This is a genomic window from Caballeronia sp. TF1N1, from assembly GCF_022878925.1.
In the GTDB taxonomy this organism is placed as follows: Bacteria; Pseudomonadota; Gammaproteobacteria; order Burkholderiales; family Burkholderiaceae; genus Caballeronia.
The window spans coordinates 1,502,841-1,523,541 of the sequence record NZ_CP084626.1; the positions used below are offsets into that span (position 1 = coordinate 1,502,841).

The 20,701-nt window shown below is 62.5% G+C and carries 18 protein-coding genes; 12 read left to right on the forward strand and 6 right to left on the reverse strand.

The window, feature by feature from the left end; translation table 11 throughout:
- Positions 1–15 precede the first annotated feature (15 nt).
- Both LDZ28_RS06935 and LDZ28_RS06940 read right to left on the reverse strand, forming a co-directional pair.
- On the reverse strand, positions 16–1,332 hold the full coding sequence (locus LDZ28_RS06935; protein WP_244825200.1) for a homoserine dehydrogenase: 1,317 nt from the start codon (positions 1,330–1,332) through the stop codon (positions 16–18).
- 24 nt (positions 1,333–1,356) lie between these two features.
- Positions 1,357–2,595, reverse strand: a complete 1,239-nt coding sequence (locus tag LDZ28_RS06940; protein ID WP_244825201.1) for a pyridoxal phosphate-dependent aminotransferase — start codon at positions 2,593–2,595, stop codon at positions 1,357–1,359.
- 511 nt (positions 2,596–3,106) lie between these two features.
- Here LDZ28_RS06940 and LDZ28_RS06945 point away from each other — a divergent pair.
- The 12 genes from LDZ28_RS06945 (at position 3,107) to LDZ28_RS07000 (ending at position 16,756) form a co-directional block, all read left to right on the forward strand.
- The gene (locus tag LDZ28_RS06945; RefSeq protein WP_244825202.1) at positions 3,107–3,481 is read left to right on the forward strand and encodes an Mth938-like domain-containing protein; all 375 of its coding nucleotides are present in this window, start codon (positions 3,107–3,109) and stop codon (positions 3,479–3,481) included.
- 302 nt (positions 3,482–3,783) lie between these two features.
- Complete coding sequence (locus LDZ28_RS06950; RefSeq protein WP_244825203.1) at positions 3,784–5,457, forward strand: glycosyltransferase family 39 protein; 1,674 nt, start codon at positions 3,784–3,786, stop codon at positions 5,455–5,457.
- A 178-nt stretch (positions 5,458–5,635) separates the two neighbouring features.
- Positions 5,636–6,007, forward strand: coding sequence for an SMR family transporter (locus LDZ28_RS06955; protein WP_244825204.1), 372 nt, complete (start codon positions 5,636–5,638; stop codon positions 6,005–6,007).
- A gap of 75 nt (positions 6,008–6,082) precedes the next feature.
- Positions 6,083–7,243, forward strand: a complete 1,161-nt coding sequence (locus LDZ28_RS06960) for a DegT/DnrJ/EryC1/StrS aminotransferase family protein (protein ID WP_244825205.1) — start codon at positions 6,083–6,085, stop codon at positions 7,241–7,243.
- Between the two features lie 19 nt (positions 7,244–7,262).
- Positions 7,263–8,297 (forward strand): glycosyltransferase, encoded by a 1,035-nt coding sequence (locus tag LDZ28_RS06965; RefSeq protein ID WP_244825206.1) that lies wholly within the window; start codon positions 7,263–7,265, stop codon positions 8,295–8,297.
- Positions 8,294–9,280 (forward strand): formyltransferase, encoded by a 987-nt coding sequence (locus LDZ28_RS06970; protein ID WP_244825207.1) that lies wholly within the window; start codon positions 8,294–8,296, stop codon positions 9,278–9,280. The genes LDZ28_RS06965 and LDZ28_RS06970 overlap by 4 nt, the downstream gene beginning before the upstream one ends.
- A complete protein-coding gene (locus LDZ28_RS06975; protein ID WP_244825208.1) occupies positions 9,277–10,323 on the forward strand; it encodes a bifunctional UDP-4-keto-pentose/UDP-xylose synthase in 1,047 nt (348 codons plus the stop codon). The genes LDZ28_RS06970 and LDZ28_RS06975 overlap by 4 nt, the downstream gene beginning before the upstream one ends.
- Positions 10,324–10,333: 10 nt before the next feature.
- The gene (locus LDZ28_RS06980) at positions 10,334–11,230 is read left to right on the forward strand and encodes a polysaccharide deacetylase family protein (RefSeq protein ID WP_244825209.1); all 897 of its coding nucleotides are present in this window, start codon (positions 10,334–10,336) and stop codon (positions 11,228–11,230) included.
- A 95-nt stretch (positions 11,231–11,325) separates the two neighbouring features.
- Complete coding sequence (locus LDZ28_RS06985; RefSeq protein ID WP_244825211.1) at positions 11,326–11,787, forward strand: peroxiredoxin; 462 nt, start codon at positions 11,326–11,328, stop codon at positions 11,785–11,787.
- 413 nt (positions 11,788–12,200) lie between these two features.
- Positions 12,201–14,084: a PhoH family protein gene (locus LDZ28_RS06990; RefSeq protein WP_244825213.1), complete on the forward strand. Its 1,884-nt coding sequence runs from the start codon at positions 12,201–12,203 to the stop codon at positions 14,082–14,084.
- A gap of 193 nt (positions 14,085–14,277) precedes the next feature.
- Entirely contained in the window at positions 14,278–15,642 is a 1,365-nt protein-coding gene (locus LDZ28_RS06995; RefSeq protein ID WP_244825215.1) for a C40 family peptidase, read from the forward strand.
- A gap of 307 nt (positions 15,643–15,949) precedes the next feature.
- Positions 15,950–16,756: an SDR family oxidoreductase gene (locus LDZ28_RS07000; RefSeq protein WP_244825216.1), complete on the forward strand. Its 807-nt coding sequence runs from the start codon at positions 15,950–15,952 to the stop codon at positions 16,754–16,756.
- Between the two features lie 82 nt (positions 16,757–16,838).
- Here LDZ28_RS07000 and LDZ28_RS07005 read toward each other — a convergent pair whose 3' ends face one another.
- The 4 genes from LDZ28_RS07005 to rplI all read right to left on the reverse strand — a co-directional run bounded on the left by LDZ28_RS07005 (position 16,839) and on the right by rplI (position 20,701).
- Positions 16,839–17,849, reverse strand: a complete 1,011-nt coding sequence (locus tag LDZ28_RS07005) for an inorganic phosphate transporter (RefSeq protein WP_244825217.1) — start codon at positions 17,847–17,849, stop codon at positions 16,839–16,841.
- 101 nt (positions 17,850–17,950) lie between these two features.
- The gene (locus tag LDZ28_RS07010; RefSeq protein WP_244825219.1) at positions 17,951–18,577 is read right to left on the reverse strand and encodes a DUF47 domain-containing protein; all 627 of its coding nucleotides are present in this window, start codon (positions 18,575–18,577) and stop codon (positions 17,951–17,953) included.
- Positions 18,578–18,728: 151 nt separating this feature from the next.
- Complete coding sequence (locus LDZ28_RS07015) at positions 18,729–20,114, reverse strand: replicative DNA helicase (RefSeq protein WP_244825221.1); 1,386 nt, start codon at positions 20,112–20,114, stop codon at positions 18,729–18,731.
- A gap of 131 nt (positions 20,115–20,245) precedes the next feature.
- Positions 20,246–20,701: a 50S ribosomal protein L9 gene (gene rplI / locus LDZ28_RS07020; RefSeq protein ID WP_244825222.1), complete on the reverse strand. Its 456-nt coding sequence runs from the start codon at positions 20,699–20,701 to the stop codon at positions 20,246–20,248.

A 20,701-nucleotide genomic window follows, 5' to 3' on the forward strand; every position in this document is an offset into this window, starting at 1 on the left:
GTCGCGTTCCTGTGCTTAATTCAGCGTTGCCATGCGCAGTTTCGTCACCTTGGAGACGACCGTGGAGAGCGCTTCGATCTGGGCGATCGCCGCGTTCGCGTTCTTTTCCACCGTCTCGTGCGTGATGAGGATGATGTCCGTCTCGCCCTTGTGCTCGCCGCCGACGTCTTCCGATTCCTTCTGCAGCAACGCGTCGATGGAGATGCCCTTGTCCGCGAGAATGCGCGTGATGTTGGCAAGCACGCCCGTCACGTCGGCGACACGCAAACGCAAGTAATAGCCGCTCGTCACTTCGTCGATTGGCAAGATGGGCGTGTTCGCCAGACTGCCCGGCTGGAAGGCCAGATGCGGCACGCGATGCTCCGGGTCGGCCGTATGCAGACGCGTGACATCCACGAGATCGGCGACCACGGCCGACGCCGTCGGCTCCGCGCCCGCGCCCTTGCCGTAGTAGAGCGTCGTGCCGACCGCATCGCCATGCACGACGACCGCGTTCATCGCGCCTTCGACGTTGGCGAGCAGACGCTTGGCCGGCACCAGCGTGGGGTGCGTGCGCAACTCGATGCCCTTCTCCGTGCGCCGCGCGATGCCGAGCAGCTTGATGCGATAGCCGAGATCCTCCGCGTAACGAATGTCGATGGCCGCGAGCTTGCTGATGCCTTCCACGTACGCGCGGTCGAACTGCACCGGCACGCCGAACGCGATCGCGCTCATGATCGTGACCTTGTGCGCGGCGTCGACGCCTTCGATGTCGAAAGTGGGATCGGCCTCCGCGTAACCCAGATCTTGCGCGCCCTTCAACGCGGTCGCGAAGTCCAGCCCGCGGTCACGCATCTCCGAAAGAATGTAGTTCGTCGTGCCGTTGATGATGCCCGCGATATATTCGATACGGTTCGCGCTCAGGCCCTCGCGAAGCGCCTTGATGATTGGAATGCCGCCCGCCACCGCTGCTTCGAACGCAACCATCACGCCCTTTGCGTGCGCGGCTTCGAAAATCTCCGTGCCGTGCACCGCGAGCAGTGCCTTGTTCGCCGTGACCACGTGTTTGCCGTTGGCGATGGCGCGCAGCACCAATTCGCGCGCGAAGCCCGTGCCGCCGATCATTTCGCAAACGATGGATATCGCCGGGTCGTCGACGACGGCGAGGAAGTCGTCGGTGACCGCCACGTCCGCTGCCGCTTGCACCTTCGACGGTGTACGCACGGCAATGCGCGTGATTTCGATACCTCGTCCCGCGCGGCGTCTGATTTCTTCCTGATTGCGGCGCAGCACCGTGAAGGTGCCGCTGCCAACCGTGCCGAAGCCCAACAGTCCTACCTTGATCGGTTCCATACAGCGTGAGTCTTCTAAGAAAAGTTAAGCGGAGTGACGTTTGCGATAGCCGTCGAGAAAGCGCGCGATGCGGTTGATCGAGTCGGCCAGATCGTCGAGGTTCGGCAGGAAGACCACGCGGAAGTGATCCGGCGTCGGCCAGTTGAAGCCCGTGCCTTGCACAAGCAGCACGCGTTCTTCGAGCAGCAGGTCGGTGATGAATTGCTGATCGTTTTCGATCGGGTACATCTTGGGATCGAGCTTCGGGAACATATACAGCGCGGCCTGCGGTTTCACGCACGTAACGCCCGGAATGGCCGTGAGCATGTCATAGGCAAGCTCGCGCTGTTTGAACAGCCGCCCGCCCGGCACGATCAGGTCGTTGATGCTCTGATAACCGCCGAGCGCCGTCTGGATGGCGTATTGGCCAGGCACGTTCGGGCACAAGCGCATGGACGCGAGAATGCCCAGACCTTCGAGATAGTCTTTCGCGCGACGGCGATTTTCCTCGATGAGGCCCGACACGGCCATCCAGCCCGCGCGATAACCGCACGAACGGTAACTCTTCGAGAGACTGTTGAACGTGACGGTAAGCACGTCCTCGGAAAGCGCGGCCATGGACGTGTGCGTCATGCCGTCGTAGACGATCTTGTCGTAGACCTCGTCCGCGAAAATGATCAGGCCGTGTTCGCGCGCAATGTCGATCAGTTCGAGCAGCAGTTCGTCCGAATACAGCGCGCCCGTCGGATTGTTCGGGTTGATGACGACGAGCGCCTTGGTGTTGGCGGTGATCTTCGAGCGGATGTCGTCGAGATCGGGCATCCAGCCATTGCCTTCGTCGCACATGTAGTGACGCGGCGTGCCGGCGGAAAGACTTACCGCGGCCGTCCAGAGCGGATAGTCGGGCGCGGGCAGCAACACCTCGTCGCCATCGTTCAGAAGCGCCTGCATGGCCATGACGATAAGTTCCGACGCCCCGTTGCCGATGAAAATGTCGTCGAGCGTCACGCCCGTCACGCCCTTTTGCTGCGTGTAATGCATGATCGCCTTGCGCGCGGCGAATACGCCCTTCGAATCCGAATAGCCCGACGAACCCGGCAGATTGCGGATCATGTCCTGAATGATCTCGTCCGGCGCTTCGAAACCGAACGGCGCCAGATTGCCGATATTGAGCTTGATGATGCGATGCCCTTCTTCTTCGAGACGCTTCGCGTGTTCGAGCACGGGCCCGCGAATGTCGTAGCAGACGTTTTGCAGCTTGTTGGATTTGAGAATCGGTTTCACGGGCGCGGCTCTTGTGTTTGGGCTGTCTGGTGGATTCGTTTTAAGGATTCGTTCTGGCGTTCTGTCGTTTCGGCGTTTCGATGCAGCAGGTGCTTCGGTCGATGCTCCGGCGGTTCGTGTCCGCTTCCGGAACGCGCACGCGAAGCGGGATGACACGAAGTGACGCGGGATGGCGACGGGTTGCGGCAGACTACGGCATGTTACTGGACTGCCGCCGCTTCTCGGGATTTCGAACCCTGGGCGAGGAACACCGCGCCGGATAGGGGCGCAGGCGTAACGGTACGGATTGCGTGTCGAAGGCGGCTTGTGGCGGCACGCGAGCGCAACGGGGGCCGCGCGAGCGGTCCGCGCGGCTGGAAAGTTATAATTTACTGATTATGGCCCGGTTCCGCAATGCACCAAACACTGGCGCGAAGCGCCTTTTGGTGCGTTTTCCGCCGCCTTCTCGCGCTTTTTTCAGCCGCGTACGGCGGATGCCGGGTTTTACTCCTTTCCTTGCCGGACCATCGTTTTGAAACTTCATCAAGACTCCAGCGGCGCGCTCAACACCATCACGAGCTACGGAGACGACTTCGTCGCGATCAATCTCGAACGCCATGAGGGCAGCGTGATCGTCATGCCCGAGGCGCCCGTCGTCAAATGGCCGGTGGCATCGTTCGACGCGCTCGCGCCCGAGCATTTCGAGGAACTCGTGAAAGCCGCGCCCGAAGTGGTCATCTTCGGCAGCGGTTCCAGATTGCGCTTTCCGCATCCGCGGCTCACGGCGGCGTTGACCAAGCATCGTATTGGCGTGGAAACGATGGATATCGGCGCTGCCTGCCGCACCTACAACATATTGATGTCCGAAGGCCGGCGCGTGGCCGCCGCACTGCTGATCGAGGAATGAGCGGAAACTAAGGCTCGGCTAAGGATGCGCCGCAATACTTCGGCGACAGGCGCCTCTTTGGCGCACGCGCTGGCGTCGCGACGCCCGGCGTGCGCCAATTTGACGAATCCGGCCTGGCAGTGCGATACACTCCCGCCCGGCGAACGTTGCGCCGAGCCTGAAAGGCGGTAACACGGCGTGCGCCACGGCCAGTCCGGCGCTCATGCGAGCCTGCACGCAAGCGACGGCTTCGCGCCCCGCGCGGCCGGTTGCGCCACTCATTCACAAGCGCCGCGCATGGCGGCATCGAACAGGTCGACTTCATGAACGATACGCCTTCGCGGCTACCGCTCACGCGTCTCTCACTCATTCTTCTCGTCGTCGCGCTGGCCGTCATCTGGTTCGGGCCGCTCGGGCTCAGGCATCTCGTGCCGAGCGACGAGGGCCGCTACGCCGAAATGGCGCGCGAAATGTTCGTCACCGGCGACTGGATCACGCCGCGCTACAACGGCTACAAATACTTCGAGAAACCGCCGCTGCAGACCTGGGCGAACGCGCTGACCTTTGCGTGGTTCGGCGTCGGCGAATGGCAGGCGCGGTTCTATACGGCGCTTTGCGGCTTCGCGGGCGTGCTGATGGTCGGCTACACGGGCGCGCGGGTCTTCAACGCAATGACGGGCTTCGCGGCCGCCGTGATTCTCGCGACCTGCCCGTACTGGAACCTGATGGGCCACTTCAACACGCTCGACATGGGCCTGTCGTTCTGGATGGGGCTCACGCTCAGCGCGCTTTTGCTCGCGCAACGCCCAGGGCTCGCCGTGCGCGAAGTGCGGCTCTGGATGTGGCTTTGCTGGGCGGCGATGGGCGCGGCCATGCTCTCCAAGGGGCTCGTCGGCGTGATCCTGCCGGGCGCGGTGCTGATCATCTACTCGCTCGTGGCGCGCGACTGGGCGCTCTGGAAGCGGCTTTATATCGGCAGCGGGCTGATCGTGTTCCTGATCGTCGTCGCGCCGTGGTTCGTGCTCGTGCAGATGAAGAACCCCGAGTTCTTCAATTTCTTCTTCATCGTGCAGCAGTTCAAGCGCTATCTGACGCCCGAGCAGAACCGTCCCGGACCGTTCTATTACTTCGTGCCGGTGCTCATCGTCGGCTTTCTGCCGTGGCTGTCGATCGCGTTCCAGAGCGTGCGCCACGGTCTCAAGACGCCGCGCCAGCCCAACGGATTCGCGCCCGTGACCATGCTGCTCGTCTGGTCCGCGTTCATTTTTCTGTTCTTCAGCGCCTCGCATTCGAAGCTGCTGTCCTATGTCTTGCCGGTTGCACCGGCGCTCGCGCTCGTCTTCGGGCTTTATCTGCCGTCGCTGACGAAGCCGCGTTATCGCATGCATCTGATCGGCTATGCGGTGTTCCTGATCGCCGCGGCGTTCGGCGCGATCTTCATCGGCCGGGCGGGCAGCGCGAATACGCCTAATGCGCTGTATCGCGCGTTCCAGATATGGGTTTATGCGGGACTGGCGGTGGCGTTCGTCGTGACGCTCGCGGCGCTCTGGCTCAATCGCCGGAACGTGCTTGCGGGCGCGGCAGGACTGGGCGCGGCGTGGCTGCTGCTCGGCACCATCGCGGGAACGGGCCACGACGTTTTCGGCACCGACAGCTCGGGCGTCAAGCTCGTGCCAGCCGTGAAAGCCGCGATGGCGAAACTCCCGCCCGGCACGCCCTTTTACTCGATCGCCAAGCTCGATCACACCATGCCGTTCTATCTCGATCAGCCGATGATCATGGTGCAGGAAGCCGACGAACTCACCTTCGGCGTGCAGACGGAGCCGCGGAAGTGGGTGCCGAGCATCGACCAATGGGTCAAGCTTTGGGACTCGCAACCGTATGCGCTCGCGCTGATGCCGCCTGGCCGCTACGACGACCTCGCCGCCCGCCGTGTGCCGATGCAGGTCATCGCCCGCGACGCGCGCCGTGTGATCGTCGAGAAACCGCAACCGTGATGGCGCACTCTGCCACCTCGCGCGGCACCACGTCTGACACAGTGCGTGCCACGCGCGCAAGCGGATTGCACGACCGTTCGGCCAACCCCGTTGTGGCGGCCCGGCTTTTTCCTTATCGTGTGAGACCAGCAAGACCGTCGGCACGATCAACCAGGCGCCAACCCGCGACTAATCCGCAATGAATCCGATTTCCTTCGCTTGTATCCTCATCGGCGTATTGTTGAACGCGTGCGCGCAGTTGCTGCTGAAGGCGGGCGTCAACGCCGTCGGGCACTTCGAACTCACGGCAAGCAACATTCTGCCAGTCGGTTTCAGGATCGCGACGCAATGGCCGATCATCGGCGGCCTTGCCTGCTATGTGCTGAGCGTGGGCGTGTGGATCGTCGGCCTTTCGCGCGTGGATGTGTCGATCGCCTATCCGATGCTCTCGCTCGGCTATGTCGTCAACGCCTTCGCGGCGTGGTATTTGTTCGGCGAGGTGCTGTCGCTGCAGCGGCTGATCGGCATCGGCATCATTCTGCTCGGCGTGGTCGTGCTGGCGCGCGGTTAGGCGCCGCGACCGGCGTTGAATTCACTCGTGCCGCCAATACATCAGATCAACTCCATTTTCTTAAGCAAATAGTCCATGACTCAGACATCGCGGCCGTTCCTGCCCTTCGTCAAGCCCGACATCGATGAAGAAACCATTCAGGGCGTCGCCGAAGTGCTGCGTTCCGGCTGGATTACGACGGGCCCGCAGAACCAGCAGTTCGAGGCGGAATTGTCGGCGTTCGTCGGCGGCAGGCCGGTGCGCGCGTTCAACTCGGGCACCTGCACGATGGAAATCGGCCTGCGAATTGCGGGCGTCGGCGCGGGCGACGAAGTCATCACGACGGCGATGACTTGGGTATCGACGGCGAACGTCATCATCGAAGTCGGCGCGACGCCGGTTCTGGTCGATATCGACCCGGGCACGCGCAACATGGACCTGAACTTGCTGGAACGCGCCATCACGCCGCGCACGAAAGCGATCATGCCGGTGTTTCTGGGCGGCCTGCCGGTGGATATGGACCGGCTTTACGCCATCACGCGCGCCCACAAGCTGCGCGTGATCGAAGACGCGGCGCAGGCGTTCGGTTCGAGCTGGCACGGCAAGCGCATCGGTGCGTTCGGCGATCTCGTTTCGTTCAGCTTTCACGCGAACAAGAACGTGACGTCGATCGAAGGCGGCGCGCTCGTCTTGAACGACGAGGACGAAGCCGAACTCGCGCGGAAGTATCGCCTGCAGGGCATCACGCGCACGGGTTTCGACGGCATGGACTGCGACGTGCTCGGCGGCAAGTACAACCTGACGGATGTGGCGGCGCGCGTGGGTCTCGGGTCGCTGCGCAAGGTGGAAAGCATCACGCAACGGCGGCGCGAACTGGCGCAGCTTTACTTCGATGCCTTCGACGGCGGCGCGGCCGTGAAACTCGGTCTAGGCTTGCCGCCGCGCAACTTTACGGACAGTAACTGGCACATGTTTCAGGTCACGCTGCCGCTCGATCAACTGAATCTCACGCGCGCGCAGTTCATGGGCGAGCTGAAGGAGCGCGGCATCGGCACGGGCGTGCACTATCCGGCCCTGCATCTGTTCACGCTGTATCGCGAGCGCGGCTTCAAGGAAGGCATGTTCCCGCACGCGGAGCACTTCGGCGCATCCACCGTGACGCTGCCGCTTTTCCCGCAAATGAGCGCGGAGGACATCGCGCACGTGGTCACTTCCATCGACGAGATCTGTGCGCAGCACGCCAGACTGCATGCCTAACAAGGACACCCAGCGCAACATGAGTCATACGGATTTCGCGGCGACGGCACCCGAGGTAACGGTCGTCATTCCGGTCTACAACGAGGAAGCCGGCCTCGCCGCCCTCTTTGAGCGCCTTTATCCGGCGCTCGATGCGCTCGACGCATCGTACGAGGTGATCTTCATCAACGACGGCAGCCGCGACAAGTCGGCCGCGCTGCTCGCGCAGCAGTTCCACGTGCGTCCGGACACCACGCGCGTGATCCTGCTCAACGGCAACTATGGTCAGCACATGGCGATTCTCGCGGGCTTCGAGCAATCGCGCGGCGAGATCGTCGTCACGCTCGACGCCGACTTGCAGAATCCGCCCGAGGAAATCGCCAAGCTCGTCGAAAAGATGCGTGAAGGCTACGATTACGTCGGCACCATTCGCGAACAACGGCAGGACAGCCTGTGGCGCAAGAAGGCATCGCTTGCCATGAACCGTCTGCGCGAGCGCATCACCAAGATTCGCATGACGGATCAGGGCTGCATGTTGCGCGCGTACAGCCGGCATATCATCGACACGATCAACCGCTGCGGCGAAATCAACACGTTCATTCCGGCGCTTGCCTACACCTTCGCGCAGAACCCGATCGAAGTGGGCGTGGCGCACGAAGAGCGCTTCGCGGGCGAATCCAAGTACTCGCTTTATAGCCTCATCCGGCTGAACTTCGACCTCGTGACGGGCTTTTCGGTCGTGCCGTTGCAATGGCTGTCGTTCATCGGCGTGATCCTTTCGGTCGGATCGGCGGGCCTGTTCCTGCTGCTGTTGATTCGCCGCTTCATGTTCGGCGCGGAAGTTCAGGGCGTGTTCACGCTATTCGCCATCACGTTTTTCATGCTCGGCGTGATCATCTTCGCGCTCGGCCTGCTTGGCGAATATATCGGCCGGATTTATCAGCAAGTGCGTGCGCGTCCGCGCTATCTCGTGCAGACCATCCTCGAGCAGCGCGACGGCCTGCCCACGGCCAGCCAGCCGCGCCAGCAAGTGATCCATCTGGCGGTCGCCGATCGCGAGGACGAAGGCCGATGAAGCCGCGCGCCGTCGTATTCGCTTATCACAATGTCGGCGTGCGCTGCCTGCAGGTGCTGCTCGCGCGCGGCGTCGACGTGCGGCTCGTCGTGACGCACGAGGACAGCGCAAGCGAGAACATCTGGTTCGGCAGCGTGGCGCAGGTCGCGGCGGATCATGGCATCGACGTGATCACGCCCGCCGATCCCAAAGCGCCCGACGTGCACGGCGCAGTCGCCCACGCCGCGCCGGATTTCATCTTCTCGTTCTACTACCGGCACATGCTGCCCGTGACGCTGCTCGCGTTGGCCAGGCGCGGCGCGTACAACATGCACGGCTCGCTGTTGCCGAAATATCGCGGCCGCGTGCCGACCAACTGGGCGGTGCTCAACGGCGAAACAGAAAGTGGCGCGACGCTGCACGAAATGGCCGAAAAGCCCGACGCCGGCGCGATCCTCGCGCAGACGTCCGTGCCTATCCTGCCGGATGACACCGCTGCTCAGGTCTTCGACAAGACCGTGGTCGCCGCCGAGCAAACGCTCTGGCGCGTACTGCCCGCCCTGCTTGCCGGCGAAGCGCCGCGTCTGCCGAACGATCTCGCCGCCGGCAGCTACTACGGCGGGCGCAAACCGGAAGATGGCCGCATCGACTGGAAGGCGAACGCGCAACGCGTCTACAACCTGATTCGCGCGGTGGCGCCGCCCTATCCCGGCGCGTTCACGGACATGGGCGGCGAGCGCTTCATCGTCGCGCGGGCGCGGCTCGTTCCTGAAACCGGTGCGCCCGGCGTTACGCGCGAGCGGCTCGCCGCGCTCAGGGATTTGCCCTGCGGCCTGACGCTGGCGGATAATGCGCTGTTTGGCGTCTGCGGCGATGGCCGCGTCGTCGCCGTGCACGAGTTGCGTCATCGGCCATTGAATGCCGAAGCGCAGCCCGTGGGCGAGGAGCGCACCGTCGAACCCGCCGAATTCGACCGAATCATTCAATCCTCTCGTCATTCATGAAAAAAGTTCTCATCCTGGGTGTCAATGGCTTCATCGGCCATCACCTTTCCAAGCGCATCCTCGAAACGACCGACTGGGAAGTCTTCGGGATGGACATGCAAACCGATCGCCTGGGCGACCTCGCGAATCACGAGCGGATGCATTTCTTCGAAGGCGACATCACCATCAACAAGGAGTGGGTCGAGTATCACGTCAAGAAGTGCGACGTGATTCTGCCGCTCGTCGCCATTGCCACGCCCGCGACCTACGTGAAGCAGCCGCTGCGCGTGTTCGAACTGGACTTCGAGGCCAACCTGCCAATCGTGCGGTCGGCGGTCAAGTACGGCAAGCACCTCGTGTTTCCGTCGACCTCCGAGGTGTACGGCATGTGCGCCGACGAGCAGTTCGATCCGGAGAACTCCACGCTCTCCTACGGCCCCATCAACAAGCCGCGCTGGATCTACGCCTGCTCGAAGCAGTTGATGGACCGCGTGATCTGGGGTTACGGCATGGAAGGCCTCAACTTCACGCTGTTCCGCCCGTTCAACTGGATCGGCCCGGGCCTCGACTCCATCTACACCGCGAAGGAAGGTTCGTCGCGCGTGGTCACGCAGTTCCTGGGACACATCGTGCGCGGCGAGAACATCAGCCTCGTCGATGGCGGCGCGCAAAAGCGTGCGTTCACGGATATCGACGACGGCATCGGCGCGCTGATGAAGATCATCGAGAACAAGGACGGCATGGCGTCGGGCAAGATCTACAACATCGGCAATCCGGTCAACAACTTCTCGGTGCGCGAACTCGCGCACAAGATGCTCGCGCTCGCCGCCGAGTATCCCGAGTACGCGGAGACCGCGAAGAAGGTGCAACTCGTCGAGACTTCGTCGGGCGCGTACTACGGCGCGGGCTATCAGGACGTGCAGAACCGCGTGCCGAAGATCGACAACACCATGCAGGAACTGGACTGGAAGCCGGAAGCGAGCATGGACGACGCGCTGCGCAAGATTTTCGAAGCGTATCGCACGCTCGTCGGCGAAGCTCGCGCGCTCGTCGAGCAGTCTTAAGGAACGGCGCGTGGCCCGTATCGTTCTCAAGATCGACGTCGACACCCTGCGCGGCACGCGCGAAGGCGTGCCCAATCTCGGCAGATTGCTCGACAAATACAGCGCCCGCGCGACGTTTCTGTTCAGCCTTGGGCCGGATCACACCGGCTGGGCGCTGCGCCGCGTGTTCCGGCCGGGCTTTCTCAAGAAGGTGTCGCGCACGTCTGTTGTCGAGCATTACGGTGTGAAGACGCTGATGTACGGCGTACTGCTGCCAGGGCCGGATATCGGCCGCGAGGCGAAGGCCGAAATGCGCGCCATCCACGAAGCCGGGTTCGAATGCGGCATCCATACCTGGGATCACGTCTACTGGCAGGACAACGTGCGCGCGCGCGATCAGGCGTGGACCGTGTCGCAGATGCAGCAAAGCCATGCGCGCTTCATCGAGATTTTCGGCGCGCCGCCCGTCACGCATGGCGCGGCGGGCTGGCAGATGAACGGCTTCGCGTTCGAACAGATCGACGCCTGGGGCATGCGCTACGCATCCGACGGGCGCGGCCATACGCCGTATATTCCAGTGCTCAATGGCCGCACGCTCGATCACATTCAGATGCCGACCACCCTGCCGACCCTCGATGAGATCCTCGGCGTCGATGGTGTCGACACGACCAACGTGGCCGCGCATCTCCTGCGCCACACGCAGAACAATCCGCGCGACCAGGTTTTCACGCTGCACGCCGAACTCGAAGGCCAGAAGCTCGCGCCGGTGTTCGAGCAACTGCTGGCGGGCTGGCGCGCGCAGGGACACAGCTTCGCCACGATGGGCGACTATCATGCGACGCTGGACCGCGCTTCCCTGCCCACGTACCCTGTTACGTGGGGCGAGATCCCTGGCCGCGCCGGCGAGTTGATCGTTCAGCCGGGCTGATCCGCTTCTGCTTGCTAGTCCCTCTGCTTCAAATAAACAACATCTGGCCAAGGTTGGGCTACGCGCCCGACCCTGGCCGACAAAGGAGAAACTTCGTGTCAGTCGCAGTCGATCAGCCCGTTCCCGACTTCACCGCACCCGCCACCGGCGGCGAGTTCACGCTCTCGAACCTGCGCGGCAAGAAAGTCGTGCTGTTCTTTTATCCCAAGGACAACACGCCCGGCTGCACGACGGAAAGCCTGCAATTTCGCGACCACTACGATCAATTCCAGGCCGCTGGCGCGGAAGTGGTTGGCATCTCGCGCGACAGCGTGAGATCGCACGACAACTTCAAGGCCAAACTCGAGCTGCCGTACACGCTGGTATCGGACGCCGACGAAGCCATCTGCTCGCTTTTCGATGTCATCAAAATGAAGAAGATGTATGGCAAGGAAGTGCGCGGCGTCGAGCGTTCCACGTTTCTGCTGGATGCAAAAGGCGTGCTGCGCCGCGAGTTTCGAGGCATCAAGGTGCCGGGGCACGTCGAGGCCATCGTCGAGGCTGTACAAGCAATTTGAGGCGCGCTATATTGGTCCGCAATGAGCGCCTGTCCACCCCATGACCTTCTACCGAGCGAAAGCTGCCGTACGCCTTTAGGCGCAATCGGCAGGAGCCCGGGCTATGCGAGGCATCTACGGCGGTACAGCGCACCAGACTCGAAGTCAGCCGCTGGTTCCGGTAGTCGGGACGGCGGCTTTTTTATTGGCGTCGCGCGAATGCCACAGTCGGCCACGAGGTTTTCCAGACCTTCGCACGACACCAGTGGACGCACACTCAAGGAGCAGATCGAAACTTAGGCGAACCGGCGTTTTCGACAAACGAAGCGCGCCGCCGGACGCAGACTGCGAACCACGATTCGCTGCGAGGGCGAACGAGCAGAATGCGACAGGCGGCGCGCAATATACGACCCGATTCCTTTCGAGGGAACACCATGCCTTTGCCTACCGCCCCGGCCAAGCTCGGCCATCTCCTCCCGGCTGAGGAATACAAAGCCAAAGCCCGGCCGTCGAAGCAGAAGAAACAGACGTCGTCATCCGGCGACGAGGAAAACGGCGCGGTCCAGACCGTCGCCGCCGAGCGTCCCGCGGCGAATGCCGCGCATACGCTGCGTTCCATCGCAAGCGAGGTGCTGACCCAGATTCCGCTCGAAGCGCCGAGCGAAGCCGTCATGCCCGCCGCGCCCGCACCCGCCACGCGCGCACGCCGCACCAAACAGACCGCCGCGCTCCTGCAGCCGGCGCCGAACGCGCGTCAGGCAGCCGATGAAGCCGCGCCCGCAACGCCTGCCGAACCCGCCGCGCGCGAAGCCCGTACCGGCCGCGCGGATGCACCCGTCGCGCCCGCGGCCACGACCGCCGCGCGCGCCGCGAAAGAGCCGGCCGCGCAGAACAAACGCCGTCAGCGCGGCGTGCAGGAAGCCGAATTGCACAAGCTTTTCGTGCTCGATACCAACGTGCTGATGCACGATCCGAGCTCGCTCTTCCGCTTCGAGGAGCACGACGTCTATCTGCCGATGATGACGCTCGAAGAACTCGACAATCACAAGAAGGGCATGTCGGAAGTCGCGCGCAATGCGCGTCAGGTGAGTCGCACGCTCGACGCGCTCGTTGCGCACGCGGGCGAGATGTCGGCGGGGCTGCCGCTCGCCGCGCAGGGTAATCGCGACGCGCTCGGACGGCTCTACTTCCAGACGACGCTCACCGATATCGAACCGGTCGAAGGCTTGCCTGTCGGCAAGGCGGACAACCAGATTCTCGGCGTCGTGCGCGCGTTGCAGAAAGAGCGCCCGGACCGGCAGGTCGTGCTGGTGTCGAAAGACATCAACATGCGTATCAAGGCGCATGCGCTCGGCTTGCCCGCCGAAGACTACTTCAACGATCAGGTTCTCGAAGACAAGGACCTGCTCTATTCGGGCGTACGCGCGCTGCCGCAGGACTTCTGGACCAAGCACGCCAAGGGCATGGAGAGCTGGCAGGACACGAAAACCGGCACCACGTATTACCGCGTGACTGGTCCGCTGTGTTCGTCGATGCTCGTCAACGAGTTCGTCTATCTGGAGCCGCAGAACGGCGAGCCGTCGTTCCATGCGGTGGTGCGCGAGTTGAACGGCAAGACGGCGCTCTTGCAGACGCTGCGCGACTACGGCCATCACAAGAACAACGTGTGGGGCATCACGGCGCGCAATCGCGAGCAGAACTTCGCGCTCAACTTGCTGATGAACCCGGAGGTCGATTTCGTCACCCTGCTCGGTCAGGCCGGCACCGGCAAGACGCTCATGGCGCTTGCCGCCGGCTTGGCGCAAGTGCTCGACGACAAGCGCTACAACGAGATCATCGTGACGCGCGCGACCGTGCCGGTGGGCGAGGACATCGGCTTTTTGCCGGGCACCGAGGAAGAGAAGATGCAGCCGTGGATGGGCGCATTCGACGACAACCTCGAAGTCCTGCAGAAAACCGACGATGCCGCCGGCGAATGGGGCCGCGCGGCGACGCAAGAACTGATTCGCTCGCGTCTCAAGGTGAAGAGCATGAACTTCATGCGCGGCCGGACGTTCGTGGATAAGTACGTGATCATCGACGAGGCGCAGAATCTCACGCCCAAGCAGATGAAGACGCTCGTCACGCGCGCGGGTCCGGGCACGAAGATCATTTGCCTGGGCAATATCGCGCAGATCGACACGCCTTATCTGACTGAAGGCAGTTCCGGCCTGACGTACGTGGTGGATCGCTTCAAGGGATGGACGCATAGCGGCCATGTGACGCTTGCGCGCGGCGAGCGCTCGCGTCTGGCGGATTACGCGTCGGATATTTTGTAAGCGCTTTTGACTTGACGAAACGGCCCGGTGAAGCGATTCGCCGGGCCGTTTCTATTCGTCCGATCGTTTCGCCACTGCAACACTTACGACGCAAACTTCATGTGATGTCTCAGGAAAACTTGCCGCACGTCCGTTCGGCGGTCTAGTATCGACAGACTGCCCTCTTTTGGCGAGATGCTGCTCGCCGTCTGCAATGCGTCGAATCTGGCTGCCGCTTCTTGTCTCCGTTCTGCTCGCCGCGTGTGGAAGCGTGCCGCAGGAGAGCGCGCGCAAGCCGGCGGCATCGTCGACAGCCGCGAATCGCACGTACAAGCCGCCTGCTGGTTTCCCGACTTTCGTCGACCATAGCGTCGGGCGCGAGGAAATCTCGATTCAGGCGATGGCGCTCGTTGGTGTGCCGTATCGATGGGGTGGGAATACGCCGGAAGCGGGCTTCGATTGCAGCGGACTCGTACGCTACGTGGTGGATCGCGCGGCATCGGTGAATCTGCCGCGAACGACCGCCGAGATGAGCGGGCGCGGGGAATCGATCGAGCCGGACGGCGTTGCGCCCGGCGATCTGATTTTCTTCAACACGACGGGGCGGGCGCATTCGCATGTCGGGATTTATGTCGGCAAGTTGCGGTTCGTGAATGCGCCATCGACGGGCGGGACGGTCCGGCTCGAATATTTGACCAATCCTTATTGGGCAAAGCGTTTCGACGGAATCCGGCGCGTTGCGCCGCCGAAGAGCGAGCCCGCGCCTTTCGATGCGCCGACGTACTTGGCGTCGCCTGCTGGATCTGACGTGCCGACGGCGGCGGGTGCGAGCGCTCAGGCTTCGGCCAATGGACGGTTATCTTCGACGCCTACCGATTCATATGCTCGGGAAAGCGCGGCGGGGACGGGTAACGAGGCATATCAACCGGCTGTATCGGCATTGAATGCGGGGGAACGGCGAAGCACGGTGACCAATGCCGCACGATCCAACGCCGATGCGTTCGAGCCGCCGCCATCCAGGTTGAGTGCAGCGCAGCGGCAGGCGCTTGCGGCCGGCGCGACGGCCAGTTCCGCGCGATCGAATGCCGATGTTTTCGAGCCGCTCCCATCGACCTTGACCGCGGCGCAGCGGCAGGCACTCGCGGCTACCCGTACTGCACAATCCAGTACCGATGCCTTCGAGCCGCCGCCACCTTCTTTGAGCGCAGCGCAGCGTCAAGCGCTTGCGGCAGGTGCAAGCACCAATACCGCACGATCCAGCGCCGACGCCTTCGAACCTCCGCCACCCGCCTTAAGCGCCGCACAACGCCAAGCCCGCCTTGCCGGTGCAATCGCGCCATCCGCGGTGGCAGGCTCGGCAAACGCTTCCCCCGATCCTATCCAAGCCGCCGCTGACGCCTTCGAACCGCCGCCGCCGACGTCGAACGTCGCACGCAAGCAAGCGCGCGCGGCGCAGGCAACGAGCGATCCCGCCGATCCGCCCGCGCACGTCATCCGCGCATCGACCGGCTCGCTTACCGCGCCGCGTTCGAACCAAGCTGACGATCCCATCGCGCGCTTCGCCACCGGCAGCAACTGAGACTCACACGAGATTCAAGGCGCGCGGTCGCGTCCCGAACACCGGCTTTAAGGCCGGAATCTCTTCGTCGCGCTGTTCGCGTCTGCCGTTTCGTGTCTGTCCGCGTTGCCCTATATCGCCGGATTTAGGCTTCATGGATAGAAATAGCCCTTCGGTTACGGCACCGCCGCGCGCGGCTCAAGCGCATCCAATACATATCGAACCGAGCGAAACGCAACCCCATCGCCATCCACAGTCGTCGCCCCTCTCTGCTATCGTGACTGGATCCCGCCGCGACAGGCGGCGCAATCAGAAGGAGCCAATCACCATGGACTTGGGTCTTGCCGGGAAAGTCGTCCTGATCACGGGCGGCAGCAAGGGAATCGGTTTTGCATGCGCGAAAGCCTTTGCAAGCGAAGGCGCAAAAGTCGCGATCGTCTCGCGCGATGCCGCTAACCTCGCGCGCGCCCGCGAACAACTCGCGAAAGAAGGTCATCACGTGCATCTCGCCCGCGCCGATCTGCACGAAGCGCACAGCGCCGAAGATGTCGTCGAGGAAGCGAGCGCCGCGCTCGGCCCCATCGACATCCTGATCAACAGCGCCGGCGCCGCGCGACGCTACGATCCCGACACGCTCGACGCTGCCGCGTACAAAGCCGCGATGGACGCGAAATACTTCTCCTACGTCTATCCGCAGCAAGTGGTGCTAAAGCGCATGGCCGAACGTTTGCGCGGCGATCCGAACATCGAGCCGGGCGCGATCGTGAATATTGTCGGCATGGGCGGCAAAATCGCGTCGGACATTCATATCGCGGGCGGCGCGGCCAATGCGGCGCTCATGCTCAATACCGTCGGCCTTGCGCATCACTATGCCAAGCTCGGCATTCGCATCAACGCGATCAATCCGGGATCGACGCTCACCGAACGCGTCGAGGAAGCCCTCGCGCTCGAAGCCGAACGGCAAGGCACGACACGCGACGCCGTGCTCGCCGAGAGCCAGTCGAAGGTGCCGCTAGGCCGCTACGCGAAACCCGAGGAAATCGCCGACGTCGCGCTGTTCCTGGCGAGCCGTCGCGCGAGTTATGTATCGGGCGCAATCATTCCGATGGACGGAGTGTCGTCGCCGATCATCTGAGAGCGACGCCGCCGAGCGCGGCAATCGATTTGCAACAGATGCAAAACGGCCCCGTCGTGAACGGGGCCGCTGAAGAAACCGACTACAAGATACGGTGGCCGATCCACCAACCGACCGCCGCGAGCACCGCGGATGCCGGAATAGTCAAGATCCACGCCCACACGATATTTCCCGCGACGCCCCAGCGCACCGCGCTGAATTTCTGCGTTGCCCCGACACCGACGATGGCGCCCGTGATCGTATGCGTGGTGGACACTGGAATGCCGAGGAACGATGCGACGAAGAGCGTGATCGCCCCGCCCGTTTCCGCGCAAAATCCACCGACGGGCTTGAGCTTGGTGATCTTCTGGCCCATGGTACGCACGATGCGCCAGCCGCCGAACAAGGTTCCAAGACCCATCGACAGGTAACACAAACCGATGACCCAGATAGGCGGCGCGTCTGCCGCGGAAGAAGCGTAGCCAGTCGCGATCAGCAGCATCCAGATGATGCCGATGGTCTTCTGGGCGTCATTCCCACCGTGGCCGAGCGAATAGAGCCCGGCGGAAATGAGCTGCAAGCGCCGGAAGCGCCTATCTACCTTCGATGGTGGCGTGCGGAAATACAGCCACGACACGAGCAGCATGAAAAACGAGCCGAGCACGAAGCCGAGCAGCGGCGAAATGAAAATGAACGCGACAGTCTTCAGAAGACCGTCCATGTTGAGCGATCCCCAGCCCGACTTGGCGAGCGCGGCACCGACGAGTCCGCCGATCAGCGCGTGCGACGAGCTAGACGGAATGCCGTAGTGCCATGTGACGATATTCCAGCCGATCGCGCCGACGAGCGCGCCGAAAATCACGTAGTGATCGACGATATCGGGATCGATCGTTCCCTTGCCGACGGTCGCCGCGACCTTCAGGTGGAAGATGAAATACGCGATGACGTTGAACGCCGCCGCGAAAGCGACCGCTTGTTGCGGCTTGAGCACGCCGGTGGAGACCACCGTGGCGATGGAGTTGGCCGCGTCGTGGAAGCCGTTCATGAAGTCGAACGCGAGCGCGACTATGACGAGCAAGGCGACTGCCCAGATGGCGAGTTGAATCGAATGCATCGGTTGCTTTTGTTTTGACCAGCTGTGAAAAGCGCCGGTTTTGTCCTCTTGACCCGCCGCACGGAGCTTTGATCACGCGCTGGCGGGCATGGCCGGCGTGGTCAGGCGTTTTCCAGAACGATGCCTTCGATGATGTTCGCGACGTCTTCGCACTTGTCGGTGATCGTCTCCAGCAACTCGTAGATGGCCTTCAGCTTGATCAGCGTCTTGACGTCGTCTTCCTCGCGGAAAAGTTTCGACATGGCGGAGCGCAAGACGCGGTCGGCGTCGGATTCCAGGCGGTCGATTTCTTCGCAGATCTTCAGGATTTCGCTCGCGCGCTTCATGTCCGCGAGCAATTCGACCGCCTTCTGCACACGCAGGCACGTCGCCGTGCAGATGTGCGCGAGCTGGCTCGCCTCGGAAGTCACCGCGCGTACGTCGTAGAGCGAAATGGCCGTGGCGACGTCCTCCATCAAGTCGAGGATGTCGTCCATCGTCGTGATGAGCTTGTGGATTTCGTCGCGATCGAGCGGCGTGATGAAAGTCTTGTGCAGCAGATCGATGGTTTCGTGCGTGAGCTTGTCGGCGCGCTTTTCGGCCGTCTGGACGTTCTGCTTGTGGACCTCGGCTTCGTCGAGGTTATCGATCAGCAATTCGAGCTCGCGGCTTGCATCGATGATGCATTTCGCGTGCGCGTTGAAAATCTCGAAGAATTTGCCCTCGGTGGGCATGAAACGACCGAACATGAAAATCCCGAAAAATGGGTCAATGAGACAGACATCAAACCGACATATTGTACCTTTGCCCGGCAGCCCACGCACCGCGCGCGAAGCGCCGCGCGGCGCGTGTCGACACGAAGTCTTGACATCGAGCAGAAGGGATGCGCAGCTTCGGGCGTTATTCGCCGTAAAAACTCTGCGCGCCGGCAAAATTGTCGAACTTCGTGTATTGGCCGTGAAAAGTCAGCCGCACGGGCCCGATCGGACCATTACGCTGCTTGCCGATGATGATTTCCGCCGTGCCCTTGTCCGGGCTGTCGGGGTTATAAACTTCGTCGCGGTAGATGAAGAGAATCACGTCCGCGTCCTGCTCGATAGCGCCGGATTCCCGCAAATCCGACATGATCGGACGCTTGTTGGGGCGCTGTTCCAGACCGCGATTCAACTGCGAAAGCGCGATCACCGGCACGTCGAGTTCTTTCGCGAGCCCCTTGAGCGAGCGCGAGATTTCCGAGATTTCGGTCGCGCGGTTTTCGCCGCCGCCGGAGCCGGACATCAGCTGCAAATAATCGACGATGATGAGCCCGAGCTTGCCGCACTGCCGCGACAAACGCCGCGCGCGCGAGCGCAGTTCCATGGGGTTCAGGCCGCCCGTTTCATCGATGAAAAGCTGTGCCTCGCTCATTTTTTGAACCGCGTGCGTGAGCTTCGGCCAGTCTTCGTCGGTGAGGCGGCCGGTACGCATTCTGTGTTGATCCAGCCGGCCGACCGAGCCGAGCATACGCATGGTCAGTTGCGTGCCAGGCATTTCCATCGAGAAAACGGCGACGGGCAAACCATACTCCACCGCCACGTATTCGCCGATGTTCATCGAGAACGCCGTCTTACCCATCGACGGACGTCCGGCCACGATGATCAGCTCGCCGCCGTGCATGCCCGACGTCATGCGGTCGAGGTCGACGAAACCGGTTGGCGTGCCCGTGACATCGCTTGGATTGGCCGTGTGGTAAAGCGTGTCGATGCGCTCGACAACTTGCGTAAGCAGCGGTCCAATTTCCAGAAAGCCCTGCGTGCCGCGCGCCCCGTCCTCGGCGATGGAAAACACACGCGATTCCGCCTCGTCCAGAATCTGGCGCACTTCCTTGCCTTGCGGATTAAAGGCATCGGCGGAAATTTCATCGGCGACGGAGACCAGGCGGCGCAGCACCGCGCGATCGCGCACGATTTCCGCGTAACGGCGAATGTTCGCCGCGCTCGGCGTGTTCTGGGCAAGCGCATTCAGATACGCGAGCCCGCCCACTTCCTCGGCCTTGCCCGCCATGTTGAGCGCTTCGTAGACGGTGATGACGTCGGCGGGCCGCGTGGTCGAGATCAGCTTGCCAATGTGCTCGTAAATGATCCGATGGTCATAGCGATAAAAATCGCCTTGCGACATCACGTCGGCGATTCGGTCCCACGCCGCGTTGTCCAGCAGCAAACCGCCGATCACCGATTGCTCGGCTTCGATCGAGTGCGGCGGAACCTTCAGCGCGTCGAGTTGCGGGTCTTTGGACGGAGCGTTCATGGGGTGGAATTATCGATGAAATAGACGCAAGCGGACAATAAAAAAGGCAGGAACCTGAAACGGTTCCTGCCCTTCTTTCTGCCGGACTCGGCTGGCTGGGCGTGAAGCCTTACCAGCGGTCCGCAGCGACCTTAGGCGTGCTCGCCCAGCACCGACACCGTGACGTCGACCAGCACGTCCGTATGCAGCGCCACTTGAACAGCGTGGTCACCCACCAGCTTCAGCGGGCCTTGCGGCAGACGCACTTGCGCCTTTTCCACTTCTGCGAAGCCTTGAGCCTTGAGTGCTTCGGCGATGTCGGCGTTCGTGACCGAGCCGAACAGACGGCCGTCCACACCTGCCTTCTGCGAGATCTGAACCGTGAAGCCGTTCAGCTTTTCGCCTTGCTTTTGCGCGGAAGCCAGCTTTTCAGCGGCAACCTTTTCGAGATCGGCGCGGCGCACTTCGAATTCGGCGATTGCGTCTTTCGTTGCGCGGCGAGCCTTCTTGCCGGGGATCAGGAAGTTACGTGCGTAGCCGTCCTTGACCTTGACGATGTCGCCCAGGTTGCCCAGGTTGACGACTTTTTCCAAAAGAATGATTTGCAT

Excerpts from the sequence above, each read along its gene's own strand:
- LDZ28_RS06955 (WP_244825204.1), top strand. The coding sequence starts at position 5,636 with ATGAATCCGATTTCCTTCGCTTGTATCCTCATCGGCGTATTGTTGAAC.
- LDZ28_RS06960 (WP_244825205.1), top strand. The coding sequence starts at position 6,083 with ATGACTCAGACATCGCGGCCGTTCCTGCCCTTCGTCAAGCCCGACATC.
- LDZ28_RS07000 (WP_244825216.1), top strand. The coding sequence starts at position 15,950 with ATGGACTTGGGTCTTGCCGGGAAAGTCGTCCTGATCACGGGCGGCAGC.
- LDZ28_RS07005 (WP_244825217.1), bottom strand. The coding sequence starts at position 17,849 with ATGCATTCGATTCAACTCGCCATCTGGGCAGTCGCCTTGCTCGTCATA.
- LDZ28_RS07015 (WP_244825221.1), bottom strand. The coding sequence starts at position 20,114 with ATGAACGCTCCGTCCAAAGACCCGCAACTCGACGCGCTGAAGGTTCCG.
- LDZ28_RS06990 (WP_244825213.1), top strand. The coding sequence starts at position 12,201 with ATGCCTTTGCCTACCGCCCCGGCCAAGCTCGGCCATCTCCTCCCGGCT.
- LDZ28_RS06965 (WP_244825206.1), top strand. The coding sequence starts at position 7,263 with ATGAGTCATACGGATTTCGCGGCGACGGCACCCGAGGTAACGGTCGTC.
- LDZ28_RS07010 (WP_244825219.1), bottom strand. The coding sequence starts at position 18,577 with ATGTTCGGTCGTTTCATGCCCACCGAGGGCAAATTCTTCGAGATTTTC.
- LDZ28_RS06975 (WP_244825208.1), top strand. The coding sequence starts at position 9,277 with ATGAAAAAAGTTCTCATCCTGGGTGTCAATGGCTTCATCGGCCATCAC.
- rplI (WP_244825222.1), bottom strand. The coding sequence starts at position 20,701 with ATGCAAATCATTCTTTTGGAAAAAGTCGTCAACCTGGGCAACCTGGGC.
- LDZ28_RS06935 (WP_244825200.1), bottom strand. The coding sequence starts at position 1,332 with ATGGAACCGATCAAGGTAGGACTGTTGGGCTTCGGCACGGTTGGCAGC.
- LDZ28_RS06995 (WP_244825215.1), top strand. The coding sequence starts at position 14,278 with ATGCGTCGAATCTGGCTGCCGCTTCTTGTCTCCGTTCTGCTCGCCGCG.
- LDZ28_RS06970 (WP_244825207.1), top strand. The coding sequence starts at position 8,294 with ATGAAGCCGCGCGCCGTCGTATTCGCTTATCACAATGTCGGCGTGCGC.
- LDZ28_RS06950 (WP_244825203.1), top strand. The coding sequence starts at position 3,784 with ATGAACGATACGCCTTCGCGGCTACCGCTCACGCGTCTCTCACTCATT.